The following is a 17,930-nucleotide window of genomic DNA, read 5'->3' as shown; positions in this document are numbered from 1 at the left end:
AACACAAAAAGAACGGAGGAAAGCCTACGTATGGCAGGTCAAACCGGTCCTAAGACCGTGTCTGCGAGCCTAATGCAGGCGTTCCTCCGTTCGTACGGTAAGAACTTTCTTCAATTATTCCTATCTACTTAGTTGGTTTATATGGATATAATACTGAAACCCTTTAACTGTGTCAAACCTTTTTTTCCAGCCTATGTCAAAGAAAACTCACACACACCACACCATACAAGCTATGGGGTCGGTTCCTGTAAGATCCACTTGTTATTGATGCTATAAAGTAATATTATTGCTACAGCTTATGGGTTAAGAGAAATTACCGCTTTATGTCAGGGGAGAGAGTCATGGGTATGGATTTAGAGTACGTCCCTGCGCCGTTGAAACCGCGGCTCCACAGACGTATGGCTCAAGAAATTGGACGAAGAATTAGGGGAACCTACCGTTACGATACAGCAGTTTGGAGAACAGCTATAGCTGGTCTGTGGATAGTATGCTTTTTAGCCTTTAGTACTGCCGTGTTAGGCATTCCTACTGGATTAGGTAAACCTACCGATATCGCTCTTGCTGCAGGTGCAGGCACTGTCCTGCTGGCGATTTCCGGCAATATCTTGGCTGTTCTGCTAGCGTTGACCGGACTGCGTATCCCAAGATTATTCGCAGGCTGTGTATTGAGTGATTTTGGAGCTATTCTACTAATCTTATATTATGCGGATTTTGAGATTGAGGCTGCGGTTGTCATTGCGGTCGTGCTTGCACTGCTAGGAGCACTAGGCGGATTAGCCATTGGCCTGCTCCGCAGCAAAAGAATAACACTAGGACTTCTGCTAACAGTGGCAGTGACTTTTTCCCCACTTGCGCTGGCAAGCGGAGTGCAAGAACTGCCTATTTCAGAGTCGGTCGACATCAACGATACGGAAGTTGTTCCACTTACAGCCTCCGATCCTGGAAAACCAGGTAATCTAGCTTATCAGACCTTCACCTATGCCAGTGGTACCGATCTACATCGTGCCGAATACGGTAAGGATACAAGCTTGATATCCTCTACGGCCGATGCTTCTGCTTATATTAAGGATTGGTCAAAGCTGCGCACTTTATTCTGGGGTTTCGATTATAAGGCACTTCCCTTGAATGGTCGCGTATGGATGCCAGAAGGCGAAGGTCCATATCCAGTAGTACTGATGGTGCACGGCAATCATATGATGGAAGATTACTCTGATGGCGGGTACGCTTATCTCGGCGAACTATTGGCAAGCCGGGGATTTATCGCGATCTCGCTCGATGAGAATTTCCTGAATTATTCTGCTTGGTCCGGTATTCCGGACAATGATTTTAAAGTACGGACTTGGATCCTACTGAAACATTTAGAGCAGCTAGCAGACTTTTCAGATGATCCGGGCAGTCCTTTTTATCAGAAAATAGATTTCACAAAAACCGCCCTGCTCGGCCATAGCCGCGGAGGACAAGCCGTAGCTATGGCCGCGGATGCCACTCGTTGGTTCAAGGATGATCCGGTGATGGCGGCAGTTAATCGCTTTAATATAACCTCTGTAATCGCGCTTGCACCAACGGACAAAACGATAGATGACCAGCAAGCCCGTCTCAAAGACATCAATTATTTGACCCTGCAGGGAGCCCGCGATGGAGATGTACATGATTTCTATGGTGATCGGCAGTATATACGTACCTCCTATTCCCAAGGATCGTCTGCTTTCAAAAGCTCACTGTATATTGCGGACGCCAATCACAGTCAATTCAACAGCGATTGGGGCGGGTATGATCAGACCTTGCCAGCTGGACTCTTTTTAAATCGGGCACAAATCATAGATGCAGACAAACAACGGCAAATCGCTAAGGTCTATGTATCAGCTTTCTTGGAGACCACCTTGCATGAAAAAGAGGAATACCAAAGCTTGTTCCGGGATTATCGAAGCGGGCTGAAGTGGTTACCAGATACCGCCTACTACAATCGATTCCAAAGCGGGGGATATCGTCCTGTAGCCACATTCGACGATGACCGTAACAAAAACACAGTAGAACTGGGAACAGCAGAAGCATCGGGTGTTTCTTGGTCAGAAGAGCTGGCTAAAGACCGGGAGTCAAAAAGCAAAGCCACCTATGGTGTTGTCCTTGAACGCACAGCCAGCAAAAACGAAGAAGCTTATTACAACATTAAGCTTAACGACAGTGTCCGTACTGAAACTGCTCTTTTAGGGGCAGATGGCCTTACGTTCTCTATGGCAAATCTGAATGGTGACATTAGTGAAGAAATGGATGTTCCACTACCTCCAAAGGTTGAGGTGGAGTTAACTGACCATAATGATACCTCAGCCCGCTTGACGCTGGATGAAGTAATGGACATACTGCCGCTTCCACAAACTCAGTTCACGTTATTCCCATGGCTTGAAGAGCGGATAAACGATGGCAAATACGGTGACCTTTCCGAAGCTGTATTTCAAACCTACGAGATGCCGTTCGAACAATTTCAAGAGGAAGAACCAGAGCTGGATCCTGACAACCTGACGGAAATCACCTTCTATCTTGATGAAGAAGGCGACCGGATCATGCTGGATGACATCGGTTTTTACGATTTAGGTATCCGAAATACATTTTAAAAATCACTTGCTATTATCCTTAGGTCTTCATTTGCAAAATAGGGCTATTCCCAACCTCCACTCACGAAAAAATGAATGGATTACGGGAATAGCCCTTATTTTTACGACATACAATAACCTAGTCTCAGCCTACAACGCTTGCACACAAACAGGTGACTTCATTTCCAATTCATTTCCTGTAGGGATTAATCTGCCACTCTCACTATCGATGGAGAAGGAGGTAATATTATCACTATTCTGATTAGCAGCAAGCAGCTTATCCCCAATAATTGCAAAGTTACGCGGAGTACGCCCGCCGGTACCCTGCCAATCCACTGCTTCAAGCAGACCCGTTAATTCATCGATATGGAACAGGGCGATACTGTCTTGTCCCCGATTGGAGACATACAGGAATCTGCCACAAGGGGAGACATGAATATCGGAAGCTGTATCGTCACTACCGGCAGTATAATTATCAGGAAGCGTGCTAAGATGCTGTAAAACATTTAGATTTGCATCCTGTTCATCATTAGCAAATGCCGTTACTGTACAATTCAGTTCATTCGCCAGGTAGATCCATTGTCCAGAGGGATGCACCGCCAGATGACGTGGACCTGAACCAGGTGGCAGATTAAGCTCACGATGTTTTACCAGTTTGCCCTCTTCAGGGCGATAGATCACAATTTGATCCAGTCCCAAATCGCACACCAGCACATGTCTACCACTTGCGTCCGGAATGACAGAGTGCGGATGCGGAGCCTCCTGACGGTCTTCACGAATGCCTGAACCCACATGTTTTACTTGGTCGGACATCTCTTGAAGCGAACCATCTTCATTTACAGGAAAAGCATTAACATTGCCTCCCGAGTAATTGGAGACGAATATGTAATCTTCCTTAGGACTAATGGAGACATAACAAGGAGCGCCACCTTCCGTAGGACGACTTCCAAGTGATTTCAACGCTTTAGTTGCAGGATCAATTGCATATGCGTAAACCTCACCTTGATCCTTCTCACTAACTGCATACAACACGCTGCCTGCTTTATTCACAGCTAAAAACGATGGATTCTCAATTCCCTCGGTACCCTCAAGAATTCTCATTTCCCCCGACAAAAGACTAAGCGCACATAACTGAATCGCCTTCTCGTTCTCAGAGTTATACGTTCCTACATAAAACAATGCCTCATTAGCCCGTTCCATAATAGTGGCTCCTTTATCTTTTATGTATTGTATTACTTCTTACTTACCCTTTACTAATAGGGGTTTACTCATAATTTTATAATATTTTTTCACTATAGCATGTTTATAGTTGTAATACATTATCGAAACTGCATTTAGAGCCCACTTCCTAACCATTCCGGAAGAAGTAAGTTTTTCCATGTGGTTTAAAGATGGTCACAAAGGTTAATAGTAGACATCGCAAACAACAAAACGAAGGAGTTGAAGTAACATGAGTTTTCTATGGATGTTAATCGTTGGTGGGGTTATTGGTTGGTTGGCTGGTCTGATTATGGGCAGAGATATTCCTGGTGGTGTTATCGGTAATATCATCGCTGGTATTATCGGTTCATGGCTGGGTGGCGTGCTTCTGGGAAGCTGGGGACCTAAAGTAAGTGATTTCTACTTCTTCCCTTCTTTGATCGGTGCCGTTGTGCTGATCTTTATCGTGAGCCTTATTCTTCGCTCGACAAGTGGACGCAGCCGTTCGTAAGTCTGGGCTGAGATAATAATATTCACATCAATAAATCCTCGTCAGAGTATGCTCTAGCGGGGATTTTTGTATGTATCGTTCCTTTAAGAAAAAATTCCTCTGCTGGAATTGTTGCGGGGATGGAGCCAATACACTTCAATGTTTTGCCATCGTTTTTCTGTTATAATGAAGATACAAGTGACTGAAATCATAGAGAGGTCGTGTATCATGGGTAACATAAACCCCTCGCTTCTACATATTGGCTCCACATTAGGGGCTTTGTTCATGGCGCTGATGGTTATTTTCATTCGTCTAAAAGCAAGCGCACGTCCGGTTACCATTCGAAAAATATGGATTCCACCTCTCGGTATGTCGACGGGTTTTGCCATGTTTGTGGCACCTGCGGTCAGATTCCCATTATGGTGGGCGGCAGTCGCCTTTTTGATTGGCTGGTTCATCTTCGCGTATCCTCTTATACGCAGCACCCACTTTGAACAACGTGATGGACAAATTTACGCTCAACGCTCCAAGAGCTTTGCGTTTATCCTGCTCGGACTTCTTCTAGTCCGCACTTTACTCCATGAATTTATTAACCGTTATGTGTCTATTCCACAGTCCGGTGGTTTGTTCTTTATTTTAGCCTTCGGCATGATTGTTCATTGGAGATTTTTTATGTTCAAGCGTTATAAGGCTATGACCTCCTCGGGGAGTCTGCTGCCGCAGCCATGATTATCAATAATAATCCTAAGAAGCCATCTCAGGGTTCTTACCCGATTCCTTGAGATGACTTCTTACCTCTTGTAACTCAAGCTTATGTTCTCCTCTGCTTTTTTCTACTTTACACCCTTTTCTGACATCAATTAGCCATCCTCTTATTACATCCTCTTTAAGTACTTTACATACACTATAGGGATAGATCTCCTGAAATATCTAACTCATCATGTCACTTATTCAGCATTAAACAGAAAAAATATAATCTTTGTAAGTCCGATGTCAGGTAACTTGCGAAGGGATACGTTAAACTATAAGCATACCTAACGATAAGCTTCCAAAAGACCTTAATGCTGAAATAAATATCATTTGGAAGCCTATACTGCGTATAACTTTTAGAGAGTGAGGACAAGGCAATTGAAAAGTAAATCGAGAAAAGTAGCCATCGTCGGGGCCGGAATGGTGGGTTCAAGCTGTGCTTACTCCATGGTTAATCAGGCCATTTGCGACGAAATTATGATGATCGACCGCACCTATGATCGGGCTATGGCACAAGCACTTGATCTCTCGCACTGTATGGATTTCACAAGCACACGCACAAAGGTGTATGCCGGAACCTATAGCGATTGTGCAAAAATGGATGTCGTTATCTTAACCGCTGGCGCTAATCCAACAGCCGGGCAGACCCGACTTGACGTATTGGAAGCCTCTGCGGTTATTACTCGAGAAATCATTACCAACATCATGGTTGGGGGATTTGATGGAATTTTCGTAGTCGCCGCTAATCCGGTCGATATTGTCACTTATATGGTCTGGAAAATATCAGGTCTGCCTCGCCACAGAATTATTGGTACCGGGACCTCCATTGACTCGTCGCGCCTAAAAACCCTGCTCTCCGATGTGTTCTCCATTGACCCGCGCAGTGTTAATGGCTACGCCTTAGGTGAACATGGCGAATCCCAATTTGTAGCTTGGTCCCATGTAACAATTGGCGGCAAGCCTATTCTGCAAATTTTAGATCAGCATCGCGAGCGGTTCCCGCATTTGGATCTGGAGGATATCTCCCGCAAGACAAAAGATGCCGGCTGGGAAATTTTCACCCGTAAAGGCTCCACACATTTCGGGATTGGCAGCGCACTTGCCTACATTACCCGTTCGATCCTGAATGATGAGCACAAAATTATCGCCGTATCCGCCATTCTGGATGGAGAGTACGGACATAGTGGTGTATGCACGGGCGTGCCCGCCATCATAGGCAACACTGGGATTCAAGAGCTGCTGGAGCTTAATTTAAATACAGAGGAAACCCAGAAATTGAACCACTCCTGCAACATTGTACGTGCAGGCATCGAGAGCCTACAGCTGGAAGACAGCGTTTAATTCATAAAAAAATCGCTACTTTGGGAATTGGTGAGATCACCTACCAGCTCCCAGAGAGCGATTTTTTGTATTATTAGGAGATGAATCTCAGTTTATCTCCTACTTTTTAAACTTTTCGATTTCTTCTTTCAGCACAGACATCACTTCATTAAGTGATTCCGCGGAGGACACGACATCCTTCATAATCTCTGTCTGCTCCGCTGAAGCTAAGGAGACCGCCTGAGCATTCTCAGCAGATTCTTTAGCTATTCCGAGCATATCGGATATAGAAGCCGTTATTTCTTCCGTGCCGGCTGACATCTCTTCATTAATTGCTGACACATCCTGTATTTGCGACGATACTTCACGGATCGAAGAACGGATATGATCAAAGGAAACACCGACGTTTTGCATTTTCCCCATTCCATCGCCAATTTCCTCAATACTCTTCTTCATGGAATCCGCTGCACTTGTTGTTGAAGACTGAATGCCGCCGATTAGCTCCACTATACTAATGATGGAGCTGTTTGTCCGCTCTGCTAACTTCTTCACCTCATTCGCAACTACACCGAAGCCACGACCATGTTCTCCAGCTCTGGCAGCCTCAATAGAAGCATTCAAAGATAATAAGCTTGTCTGATTGGATATCTCAGAAATTACATCCACAATTTGTCCGATTTGTTCCGATTGCTCACTTAATTTCCCAATCATCTCGGCAGTCTGATTAGCTGTGGAACTGATAACAGCCATCTGTTGCAGTGTAGATTGAATTTCCAAATAGCCACTCTCTACTTCTGAGTTGACTGTCTCAGCCTGATCTGATACCGCTGCAGAGGACTCAGCAATACGTTGTAAACCTACAGCCATCTCTTCCGTTGCTCTTGCGGATTGCTCGGAGCCTCTAAATTGCTCTTCCATTCCTTGAGCTACTTCTTGGATAACTGTAGCAACCTCTGCTGAAGTATAGGACGAACGTTGAGCCGATTTCAGCATTCCTTCTGAGGAATAAGTAACCTCCACTACTGTTGTATCAATCTTGTTGACAATACCGGAGAGTGTCTCAATCATATCATTGATATTTTGACTCATCTCGCCGATCTCATCTCCGGACTGCACTTTAACCCTCTCATTCAGATGACCCTCTGCCACCTTTTTCATAGTCGAGGAAATAGCTTTAATGGGTCTAACGATAAGACGAGTAAGGTACAGTGAAACAAAAATTATGACAAGTATAACTGCCAGTAAGATGAACATTGCTGTTCTTTGTGCAGAGGTCACTTTGGCAAAAACCTCTTTCTCCGGCACTGTTACAAGAAGCTTTAGATCGGTATCTGGAATTGTCTTAAAGTATGTAATGACTTTCTTACCATCTTCGCCCTTATAAGTTTCAGACCCCTCTTTATTGCTTAAAATCTTGTCAACGACCTTCTGAAGAGCCGGCTCTTTAGCGAAATCGGTAATTTTTTTGCCCATACGACTGACGTCTGGATATGTATAATACATGCCATCATTTGAGATTACATATCCAAATCCGGTATCCGCCATAGTAATTTCATTACTCATTTGGGCAAGAACTTCAGGAGTAATCGAGAAGACAATACCTCCCATAAATTGCTTATCCTTATCCATGACAGGAACTACGATTGGAATGATATATTTATCAAGCTGCTCCAGATAGGACATTTCCCCCAACACAGGCGCATGTGTTTCTTTCGCTTTCAAGAAATAGCTCGCATCTGCTACATTTGCGGTCATGTTCATCATATTGGTTAACTGGCCGTCTTTACTAATGACACTGTAACCTTCTGTCTCACTGTCACTTTCCTCCAGCACTTCTATCACAGGGAAGATACTTGCCGGATTTGTAAAATCGAACTCAGGATGCTGGGACACCAGATCCTTTACGGACGAGGTTTTGTTGGATAGCCACTCATCCATCCGGAATGTGTTCGTATTAATGGTGTCCTGCGCCATTTGCTCACTGTCTGTGCGTGTGACATTGCCGAAATAATCAAGTAAAAATATGGTCGCTACCATGAGCGGCACGATTGCAATAGCTAATATAACAGATGACCACTTAAGTTGAATTGACGTCGCTTTTCTCTTCGTTACATTTTTTCTCATTTTTTTCATCTTGTTTCCTTTCATTTCATTTTCATTCACGATGAAATAGCCTCCTCACTCCATTTGTTATAATATCTCCTGATGTGGATATATCTTCTATATCGGCAAAAATAGACAAATTCTTTGCTGGAGAATAAAAAAAATAAGCCCTAAGACCCTTAAAACCGGAATCCTAAAGCTTACTTTTGTTGAAATCATTTATTTAATACACCAAAGATTCTTAACCCTCGTCTTGCACTTTTAAAGCTCGAATACTGTTCAGTACGGCAAGTACGGTTACCCCTACATCTGAGAATACAGCCTCCCACATCGTGGCAATCCCAAATGCACCGAGCAGAAGGAATATAGCTTTTACACCTAAAGCAAAAATAATATTTTGCCATACGATGGCTCGAGTACGCTTGGCAATTCCGATAGCTACAGCAATCTTCGAAGGCTCATCGGTCATAATTACAATATCTGCTGCTTCAATGGCAGCGTCGGAACCAAGTCCTCCCATAGCGATCCCGACATCGGCTCTAGCCAGTACAGGAGTATCATTAATTCCGTCTCCGACAAAAATAATCTTCTCGCGTGGAGACTTATCACGATCCAGCTTCTCGATGGCCTCTACCTTATGCTGTGGTAAAAGCTCTGCGTGTACCTCATCTACCCCTAACTGCTTCCCTACATCTTCAGCTACGGCGGAAGCATCACCTGTCAGCATCACCGTCTTGCGTATTCCCAGCTTTTTGAGGCGCTGAATGGCCTGCAGTGAGTCCTCCTTCACTTCATCAGCGATCACCAGATAACCTTCATATTGATGATCTACCGCTATGTGAACAACTGTACCGCTCTGCTCTGGGACCTCATAAGCAATTCCCTCACGCTCCATCAGACGTGCGTTACCTGCAAATACGGTCTTGCCTTCGATAGTTACTTCGATACCATGACCAGAGATTTCATTGTAATTCGAGATAGCTTCCTTAGAAATCTGTTCACCATAAGCCGTCCGAATCGACTCAGCGATCGGGTGATTGGAATGGCTCTCCGCATAAGCGGCTGTCCGCAGTAATTCATCCTTAGATTTGCCACCCGACGGATAAATTCCTGTCACCTTAAACTGTCCCTTGGTCAACGTTCCCGTTTTATCAAAGACAACTACCTTCACATCATTTAGGGCTTCCAGGTAGTTACTTCCCTTAATCAGAATACCGCTGCGTGAAGCTGCACCAATCCCTCCGAAGAATCCCAGTGGAATCGAGACCACAAGCGCACAAGGACAAGAGATTACGAGGAATACAAGTGCACGGTAAATCCAATCCGAAAAAGTTGCACCACTGATCAGCAGTGGAGGAACGACGGCCAGCAGGACTGCTGTGATCACTACTACAGGCGTGTAGGCACGTGCAAATTTAGTAATAAAGTTCTCCGTTTTAGCTTTGTTGCTTGATGCATTCTGCACTAGCTCCAGTATTTTGGATACGGCCGATTCTCCAAAGGTCTGAGTAACTTGCACAGTAATTACGCCGTTCCGGTTAATAAAACCACTTAACACCGCACTTCCTGGACCAGCTGATCGTGGTACCGACTCTCCAGTAAGTGCAGATGTGTCCATCATGGCGTTACCTTCAAGTATTGTTCCGTCAAGGGGTACCTTCTCACCGGGTTTAACAACAATCAAATCTCCGATGGCTACTTCCTCAGGTGAGACCTTCTTCAGATCATTTCCAAGCTTGAGATAGGCAAACTCGGGGCGAATATCCATAAGTGCCGTAATAGATCGGCGTGAACGATTCACAGCCAGACCTTGGAACAGTTCTCCAATCTGGTAAAACAGCATTACTGCCACGCCCTCTGGATACTCACCAATCGCAAATGCACCGATAGTTGCCAGAGCCATCAGGAAATTCTCATCAAACACCTGGCCACGGATGATGTTCTTAACCGCCTGCCAGACAACTTCACCACCCACGATAAGATAGGCTGCCAAAAAGATCAGCAATTCAACTACTCCATTCACGGGCAGGAATACCCCAGCTAGAGCAAGAATTCCACCAGCGCCTAACCGCAGCAATATTTTGCGTGTATCACCTTCCCCATGCTCGTGCGTATGACCATGACCTTCAGCATCCTCATGACCATGATGATGTCCAGCAGCTTGATGGCCGTGCTCATGACCATGCTCGTGATCATGCGTATGTTCATGAGCGCCACTATTGCGCGCCTTGTGATTGCCCCCAACCTTCTCTTTCACATTTACGTGGGGCTCAAGTGCCTTCACCGTTTTCTTCGCTTCTACAATCGCTGACTCCTCATACCCTGCGGCAGTTTCCAACGTCATTGTTTTTGTTACAAAATTAACGGAACAAGACGATACACCTTCAATCTTCTTCACCTTATCTTCAATTTTCATCGCGCAATTGGCGCAATCCAAGCCTTCTAATTCCCACTGACGTTTTAATTTTCCTTGCATTGTATCCATACGGCACATCTCCTCAAATAAAAACCATATATGAGCACTTGTTCATATGTTATCTTAGCCCTATTATATTCCCTTTATATTTCAAGGTCAATACGCGATATACACCATTTTTCTACATTATCTTAAAAATTAAATCAATTGACCTTTACGAGAAAATATGTAAAATCATGTATGACCCAAAGTAAGTTTCTTACATACGAATGACCCCATTATCAATGAAGCTCGATGGGCAAATGATTTACACAGAAGGGATGAATTTAGAACATGTCAAAGCTAGCCAAAACGTCTTCTTTTTCACAGAAACACCCTATTTGGAGCGTAGTTATTATCGAAGTGTTATTACTTGTAGCCGTAACTGCCGCCGGGGCTTTCGCAACAATTAAGGAACTTGCGTACACCGCCCCTGTACTTATCTCCTTCATCCCAATCGCGCTTGTACTCATCATCTACTTTACAGTTAAGCGCAAATGGAGCACGCTCGGCTTCCGACCTCTAAACACCATATCCTCGGGCAACTGGATCTATTATGCCCCGCTAGTAGTGGTCCTGATTACCATATCCTTTAAGGGATTTCGTGAGATCAGTGCATCTGAAGTACTGTTCTTTATCTTCTTCACCCTGCTGGTCGCTTTTGTGGAGGAAAGTATCTATCGCGGCTTGATTTTTAAGACCTTGCTTCCTAAAGGGGCTAAAACAGCAGTGATCACTTCAAGTATTCTTTTCTCTATTACCCACTTACTTAATGCATTATCCAGCACAGATATCACACAAATTCTTCTACAACTCGTATATGCGCTTCTGATCGGTTTTGCGCTAGCCTTGTTGATGCTAAAAAATAATAATATTCTTCCGCTGATATCCTTTCATTTTATACATAATTTAATTCAGTTTGTGGGCAATGATAATACGAGTGAATACATGGGAATCGATCTATTTATCCTGCTAGTGCTTGCTGTGCAATGTGTCTGGCTAGTGTTGTCCTTTAGAAAACCAAACCTAACGAAGAACCTAAATCAAGCCAGCTAATAAGCTAAATCCTTACTTCAAAATACAAGGCTTCTTGGATTTAAACGCATTGGTTAACCCCTATGCAGCCTGGTTTAATTGAGGTGCTACTTAGTTTAGTTGAGATGCCACCTAGCTTCATTAGAGCAATATTTGTCGCAACCCACACAGCTAACGGACCCAGTTGACCCTAAAAGTAGTATTATCCCCGATTTAGCATATTATCGGACCCCATAGGCGCTATTGGCATGAAAAAGAGCAAAATAAGACCTCTTTCTAAAGAATAACTGCACTGAGGTCCGCAACTCTGCTCAAAAAGCGATTATTGTGCAAATAACGTCAGCTGGGTCCGTAAGCCGTAGTGGATGGTTAGGACTCGTCGGCATAATAAAAAGAGGAACTCCCAAAAGCCATCCAATGGCTGCTGGGAGTCCCTCTTTTTTTGCAACTAGCTATTCGTGTCGGACATGCTCGTGGGTCTGCAAAAAGATCTGCTCCACATGCGCATCGTTCAGCGAATAGAATACCGTTTTCCCCTCTTTACGGCGCTTCACGATCCGTAGATTCCGTAAATAACGGAGCTGATGGGATATCGCAGATTGGCCCATATCAAGGATCACGGACAAATCATGTACACATAATTCTTGCTGTGACAAAGCGTAAATGAGCCGCACTCGTGTTGGATCACCCAACGCTTTGAACATTTCTGCCATTTTATCAGTAATCCCACGGTCTGGCAGGATCAATGCAATGGATTCCGGTTCAAGCTCTGAACCCTTGCATGTATTGTCGCAGTCCTCTAATGCTGTTGGCTCCATGCTCTCGCCCTCCTCCATCTTAGCTAATTATATTCTTTAATTATAAGAAAAACAGCACGGGATGTCCATTGAGGAGGAGTTTATAGCCTCTGATTGTGAATTAGACTGCTTTACGATAAAAGGAGATTAGTCCTGCGGCAAAAAAGACAATCAAGCTTCCTCCCACTATCATCATCAGTGTCTCTAAAGGCAGATTAAAGGCACCAAATCCGTCATCACCATAAGGACTCATGGCCAACAACGGCTGTACCCAAGGATAATAGGGGCCGTAGGTTGAAGAATTAGCGATCAGTATATTGGGAATGGTCAGACTCACATTCAGCGCCAGCGGTGCGCCGAAGCTGCTCCAGCTTTGCGAGATCGCCAGCTGCAATGCGGCGAGAGGTAGACAGGCTACAAAGCCGCCAAATATTGATTTTAGCAGCAGCTCCCAAGGGATTGGATCTGGAGCCCCTCGGAACAAGCCCATTCCCAGCACCATAACGAGGAACGTTACTTGCACAGCAGCCAGCAATCCGATGATCATCACATATTTTGAGAGATACACCGACAACCGGGTTACAGGCAGAGACAACAATAGCTTCCAACCACCGTCATGATGCTCATAACGACAGATCAGGGCCGCAAAAATGCCTGAAAGCACAGGCAGAAACAGCAAAGCATGCATCATTGACATCACACTTAACAGCAGCTCCCAAGACATCTTCTCACCTTGATTATCCGATAACAATCCGGGAACCAGTGATAAAACCGGACTTCCTATGACTAAAAGCCAAGCATATGATTTAGACATTTTTAATCGCTCTGAGGACAATACTCTCCAAAATGACATCATCTTAATCCACATCCTTTCGAGCGAAATGCACTGCACCCGGCAAAAACACCAGCATTCCCAGCAGCAGACCCGCACCGCTGAACAAAAGGCGATTAGAGGAGTCCCACGCCAAATATGGCCAAGTTAAAGGCACCCACTCCGAAAGGAACATGGAGAAAAATGACGTCAAAGATAATGTGATCCCCAGGGCAACTGGCAGTGTCTGATTACGATTAGCCAGGGAAAGCCACAGCTGTAGCGCGATGACCGGCAGAGCCGCAATATAGGACATAAAGCCAATCCGCACTACATCCACATAAGGAATAAGATCCGCTTTGAAGCCCAAAATAAGCCCTAAAACAACTATCCCCACTGAGAGCAACAAGCAGGAAACTGCCACTAGCAGCAGACAGAGCATTAACTTAGCCATAAACACTGAGGTACGAGAGATAGGCAGTGCCAAGAGCTGCTTCCATGAACTCATCTGATGTTCGACATTTGCAATCAACGAGCATACTAAAGTGCCTCCCAGAAAAAGAGCTGTGGGCACAAACCCGGACACATTATCCAGAAGTCCTCCCCATAAATCCGCGCTATACTGCTGACGCAGATAATCATAACGAAGGCCAAAGTTAAGGCCCTGCATGGCTACTAGACCAATCGGTCCTAGAAACACTAGAAACCAAATTCCTTTGCCGCGGATTTTAAGCCAATCCGCTGACAACGCCCGCCACATCATGATTCCCCGCCTCCCACAACCTGTAGGAAGAAGTCCTCAAGCGATTGTCTCCGCTCCTCTACACGATAGACAGCGTGCCCATTCTCTACCAAAGCCTTGACTAGCAGCGCTACTCTTGCATCGTTCATTCTTGAAAAAATCAGTTTTTGCTCTTGTAGTGTCCCTTCATACCCCCGGCCTCCAGCGAGACGTAACGCAGACTCTGGTTCCGAAACCGCAAGGCGTATCTCGCCAGCAGCCTGTTGTTGCAGATTAGCTATTGTATCTTGGTATACCATTTGCCCTTGGCGAATAATACCCACGGTATCTGCCATTTGTTCAATTTCACTAAGCAGGTGACTGGATACTACAACCGTAATTCCTTGCTCCTGTGGCAAACGTTTGATAAGCCCACGAATTTCCTGAATCCCTGACGGGTCGAGTCCGTTCGTTGGCTCGTCCAGAATAAGCAGCTCTGGATTCCCTAGCAAGGCAGCTGCGATACCGAGTCTCTGCTTCATCCCGAGGGAGAATCCTTTGACCGGACGTCTCTCTTCCCCGGTTAGAGAAACAATATCTAGCACCTCAGCGATTCGTGACTTCGGAACATCCAGAATGCGGCGGATCGCTTCGAGATTGTCCACAGCACTCAGATGCCCATAATACGAGGGGGATTCGACAAGCGACCCTACCTTCCGTAAAATTTGCAGCTTATTCTTCCGAAGATCCTGGCCGAACACTTCAATTTTTCCAGATGTCGGTGTAATTAGGCCAAGCAGCATACGGATTGTTGTAGTTTTCCCAGCTCCGTTTGGACCCAGAAAACCATAAATCTCTCCCTTACGGATATTTAAATTCAAATTTTCTACCGCAGCCCGGCCACGATATTTTTTCAATAAATCCTTAGTTTTAATCACTGTTTCTTCCATGTTCTTCACCTCGGTATACAGCATAACGTCCCAAGGTTAAGAACAAGGAAGTGCCAAGTTTAAGTTTTGTTTAAATTTCACGACGCGGATCAAAGATTACAATAGAAGTGCCTTTGCCTGTGCTCTCCACAACCCATTCCAGCTCCATATGCTTCATCAAAAGATCGACGATAGACAATCCCAAACCTGCCCCCTTGTAATCGGATGGACTCTGAATGCCTCGACCATGATCCGCAATAATTATGGCACGTTGTTCATTACGTTGCTCCGTTGAGATCCCGACATAATGCCCGCTGCTGGCATGTCGTACAATGTTTTGATACAAATTATCGAGAATACGGCGGAACCAGACCTCATCCACCCTCCAGAATAGCGGTTCGGCTTCCAGGTTAATATCAATATCGAAGCCCTCTTTTTCCCATACGGGGTACCAAGCAGCCGCACTCTCCCGTAACAAGCGTAGAACATCTTTACGTTCCAGCTTTAAGGTTACCCGTCCACTATTGAGCAGATTGTAAGATAAAAGATTCTCAATCAGGACGCTAAGATCCGCAATACGCTCATCCATAAGCTGTAAGGACTGCTTACCTTTTGAGGTCAGATCCTCTTTGGTCATAACATGGATATGGCTGCGAATGACGGTTAGGGGTGTGCGTAAATCGTGAGATAAATTCGAGACTAGACGCTTACGCAACTCTTCCTCTTCTATTTCCCTGCGTCGGCTTTCATCCAGTTTAGTTACCATCGTATTAAAAGCTTCCTCCAAGCGACCGATCTCGTCCAGTTTTCCTGTCACTATAGACTTAGGCATTCTATCCGGGCCTGTGATCGTCATCGCGGTTTGCAGTTGCAGCAGCCGTTTGCGAATTTTTCTAAAGAACATCCATGAAACCAGAGCGAACCCTCCAAAAAGGGTAAATAACACAAAGTTATACCAAGCCCAAGCCCCTAATCCCCCATAAGCCCCTTTGTTCAGCAGCTTGCTTGGAATTTGCATCACCATAAATCCCTTGTCTGCCTCCACTTTGTCCCCCACGAAAGCAACGATGGCTAAAGGATCACGATTCGTACTTTCTTTCATAAATGAAATAGCCTCAGCCGCAGTCCACTGATCAGGAACTTCAGGGTAAATCTTATCCTTATCCCCTTCTTCAGGCGTGAGAATCAACTGGGTTTTTCCCTGCCCGTCTACCCAAAACATAGTAGCCTCGGTGTATTTTCGACTCAATTCAATCAGCCGCTGATTTATGGCTTCCGAAGAAGCATTTTCTAAGTGAAGTGCCTCTTTATGCCACATAGTCTCCAGCGGTGCAATATTCGAATACAGGGATGTATCTACAGGCGGGGCACCTTTGGTCACTTCGTTAAGAATATTGTAGCCAACAAAAGACAACGGAAGGACCACAGGGATAAATAGCAGTGCAGATACGATAATTAGCAAATACCCTGATAACAAGGAGGAATTACGTTTCTTGCGAATGCGCTCTAATCCTCTCATGCTCTTACCCGGTAGCCGATCCCACGGACAGTTTCGATAATTTCCGGATTACCCGGATCAAGCTCCAGCTTTTCGCGCAAATAACGAATATGTACCATCAGAGTTTTATCCCCTTCGATATAAGCCTCACCCCACACGGCCTCGTAGATCTGCTCCTTCGTCATAATTTGGTTAAGATGACGCAGCAAATAGGAAAAAATCTGAAATTGCTTACCTGTAAGCATGATTTCTTCCTGAGTCTGAGCATTCATTACGCGGTTATCCCCTTCATATACGACTAGATGTTTAAGTGTGAGCGAATCCTGAACAGATGCCCCATTCCTTCGGAGCAGCACCTCAATTCGAGCGGCCAATTCATCCGGATGAAAAGGCTTGGTCAAATAATCATCTGCGAACTCCAAACCTTGCAGCTTATCATCAATAGAGGTCCGGGCGGAAAGCATCAAAATGGGCAGCTTAGGGTAAGAACGTTTCAAACGTTGCCCGATCGTAAACCCGTCCAGACCTGGTAGCATAACATCGAGAATAGCCAGTTGGCAGGCGCCGGCTTCTTCCATTGCTCCTTCGCCGCTCCGTAACCAGCGGACACTATATCCTCTTTCGCTTAAATCAGCAGACACTACACTGCCAATTTCACGATCATCTTCAATATATAACAGAGTAACGCTCATGTAGCTTTAGCTCCTCCCCGATATGAATACCTAAAAAGTTGAAGTCATTATAACACATCAAACAGCCCTCCTACCCCATATGGGATAGGAGGGCTGTTTGATCAATTCAAAGCTATAGCTTACGGCTGCCATACTCCATGCTCTTTATTGCTGCCTACATACTCAATACGTGTTGGAGTAAGCTCCAAAATTACATAATTAGGATCATCAGGTCCTGTAAACCATGGCTCCAGCTCTTTATTCCATACCTTGGAGCGCAAGCCTTCATCCTTAGAGACGGTAGCAGTTGCTTCAATCTCCAGCACATCTTTGCTTCCGCCTGCCTCATAGCCAAGCAGTACAAAAGCATTCGGATTATCGGATAACTCCTCCACTTTATGAGTTTTGCGATTTGTAGCCAAATAAATTCTCAAACCCTCATGGAAAATGGCCATATAACGTACTTTCGGCTTATTTCCTTCTTCGATCGTACCAAAGGAACCGAACTTGTTGTCATCCAATGCCTTAATAATGAGTTGCTCCAGTTGTTTGTTATCCATTA

General features: G+C 45.0%; 15 protein-coding genes. 5 read left to right on the top strand and 10 right to left on the bottom strand.

The window, feature by feature from the left end; translation table 11 throughout:
• Positions 1-341: 341 nt before the first annotated feature.
• On the top strand, positions 342-2,609 hold the full coding sequence (locus NSQ55_RS02255) for an alpha/beta hydrolase (RefSeq protein WP_339170946.1): 2,268 nt from the start codon (positions 342-344) through the stop codon (positions 2,607-2,609).
• Between the two features lie 129 nt (positions 2,610-2,738).
• On the opposite strand, the gene NSQ55_RS02250 is transcribed toward NSQ55_RS02255, so the two are convergent.
• Positions 2,739-3,788, bottom strand: coding sequence for a lactonase family protein (locus NSQ55_RS02250; protein ID WP_076304330.1), 1,050 nt, complete (start codon positions 3,786-3,788; stop codon positions 2,739-2,741).
• A 250-nt stretch (positions 3,789-4,038) separates the two neighbouring features.
• On the opposite strand from NSQ55_RS02250, the gene NSQ55_RS02245 reads away from it, so the two are divergent.
• From NSQ55_RS02245 to NSQ55_RS02235, 3 genes are all read left to right on the top strand, one after another.
• Positions 4,039-4,299 carry a GlsB/YeaQ/YmgE family stress response membrane protein gene (locus NSQ55_RS02245; RefSeq protein WP_036682650.1) on the top strand — a complete coding sequence of 87 codons (261 nt, stop codon included), beginning with the start codon at positions 4,039-4,041 and terminating at the stop codon, positions 4,297-4,299.
• 207 nt (positions 4,300-4,506) lie between these two features.
• The gene (locus NSQ55_RS02240) at positions 4,507-5,007 is read left to right on the top strand and encodes a cytochrome c biogenesis protein CcdC (RefSeq protein WP_036682651.1); all 501 of its coding nucleotides are present in this window, start codon (positions 4,507-4,509) and stop codon (positions 5,005-5,007) included.
• 399 nt (positions 5,008-5,406) lie between these two features.
• Positions 5,407-6,369, top strand: a complete 963-nt coding sequence (locus tag NSQ55_RS02235; RefSeq protein WP_339170943.1) for an L-lactate dehydrogenase — start codon at positions 5,407-5,409, stop codon at positions 6,367-6,369.
• 99 nt (positions 6,370-6,468) lie between these two features.
• Here the strand turns inward: NSQ55_RS02235 and NSQ55_RS02230 are convergent, their stop codons facing one another.
• Positions 6,469-8,511 carry a methyl-accepting chemotaxis protein gene (locus tag NSQ55_RS02230; protein WP_254847742.1) on the bottom strand — a complete coding sequence of 681 codons (2,043 nt, stop codon included), beginning with the start codon at positions 8,509-8,511 and terminating at the stop codon, positions 6,469-6,471.
• Positions 8,512-8,692: 181 nt separating this feature from the next.
• Positions 8,693-10,936, bottom strand: coding sequence for a heavy metal translocating P-type ATPase (locus NSQ55_RS02225; protein ID WP_339170940.1), 2,244 nt, complete (start codon positions 10,934-10,936; stop codon positions 8,693-8,695).
• Positions 10,937-11,200: 264 nt separating this feature from the next.
• Between NSQ55_RS02225 and NSQ55_RS02220 the strand changes: the two genes are divergently transcribed.
• Positions 11,201-11,962, top strand: a complete 762-nt coding sequence (locus tag NSQ55_RS02220; protein WP_076185221.1) for a CPBP family intramembrane glutamic endopeptidase — start codon at positions 11,201-11,203, stop codon at positions 11,960-11,962.
• 431 nt (positions 11,963-12,393) lie between these two features.
• On the opposite strand, the gene NSQ55_RS02215 is transcribed toward NSQ55_RS02220, so the two are convergent.
• The 7 genes from NSQ55_RS02215 to NSQ55_RS02185 form a co-directional block, all read right to left on the bottom strand.
• Positions 12,394-12,759, bottom strand: coding sequence for a metalloregulator ArsR/SmtB family transcription factor (locus NSQ55_RS02215; protein WP_036682656.1), 366 nt, complete (start codon positions 12,757-12,759; stop codon positions 12,394-12,396).
• 100 nt (positions 12,760-12,859) lie between these two features.
• A complete protein-coding gene (locus NSQ55_RS02210) occupies positions 12,860-13,594 on the bottom strand; it encodes an ABC transporter permease (protein WP_339170937.1) in 735 nt (244 codons plus the stop codon).
• A 1-nt stretch (position 13,595) separates the two neighbouring features.
• Positions 13,596-14,312, bottom strand: a complete 717-nt coding sequence (locus NSQ55_RS02205) for an ABC transporter permease (RefSeq protein ID WP_076124588.1) — start codon at positions 14,310-14,312, stop codon at positions 13,596-13,598.
• Complete coding sequence (locus tag NSQ55_RS02200) at positions 14,309-15,220, bottom strand: ABC transporter ATP-binding protein (RefSeq protein WP_038568451.1); 912 nt, start codon at positions 15,218-15,220, stop codon at positions 14,309-14,311. Before NSQ55_RS02200 ends, NSQ55_RS02205 begins: the two co-directional genes overlap by 4 nt.
• A 70-nt stretch (positions 15,221-15,290) precedes the next feature.
• The gene (locus NSQ55_RS02195; protein WP_076185223.1) at positions 15,291-16,718 is read right to left on the bottom strand and encodes a HAMP domain-containing sensor histidine kinase; all 1,428 of its coding nucleotides are present in this window, start codon (positions 16,716-16,718) and stop codon (positions 15,291-15,293) included.
• Positions 16,715-17,389: a response regulator transcription factor gene (locus tag NSQ55_RS02190; protein ID WP_038568445.1), complete on the bottom strand. Its 675-nt coding sequence runs from the start codon at positions 17,387-17,389 to the stop codon at positions 16,715-16,717. Before NSQ55_RS02190 ends, NSQ55_RS02195 begins: the two co-directional genes overlap by 4 nt.
• 119 nt (positions 17,390-17,508) lie before the next feature.
• Positions 17,509-17,928, bottom strand: a complete 420-nt coding sequence (locus tag NSQ55_RS02185) for a pyridoxamine 5'-phosphate oxidase family protein (RefSeq protein ID WP_038568443.1) — start codon at positions 17,926-17,928, stop codon at positions 17,509-17,511.
• Positions 17,929-17,930: the final 2 nt, after the last annotated feature.

It is taken from the genome of Paenibacillus sp. FSL H7-0943, from assembly GCF_037963265.1.
GTDB classification, from domain to species: Bacteria; Bacillota; Bacilli; order Paenibacillales; family Paenibacillaceae; genus Paenibacillus_AQ; species Paenibacillus_AQ odorifer.
This window is presented reverse-complemented; position numbering and strand designations above follow the sequence as displayed.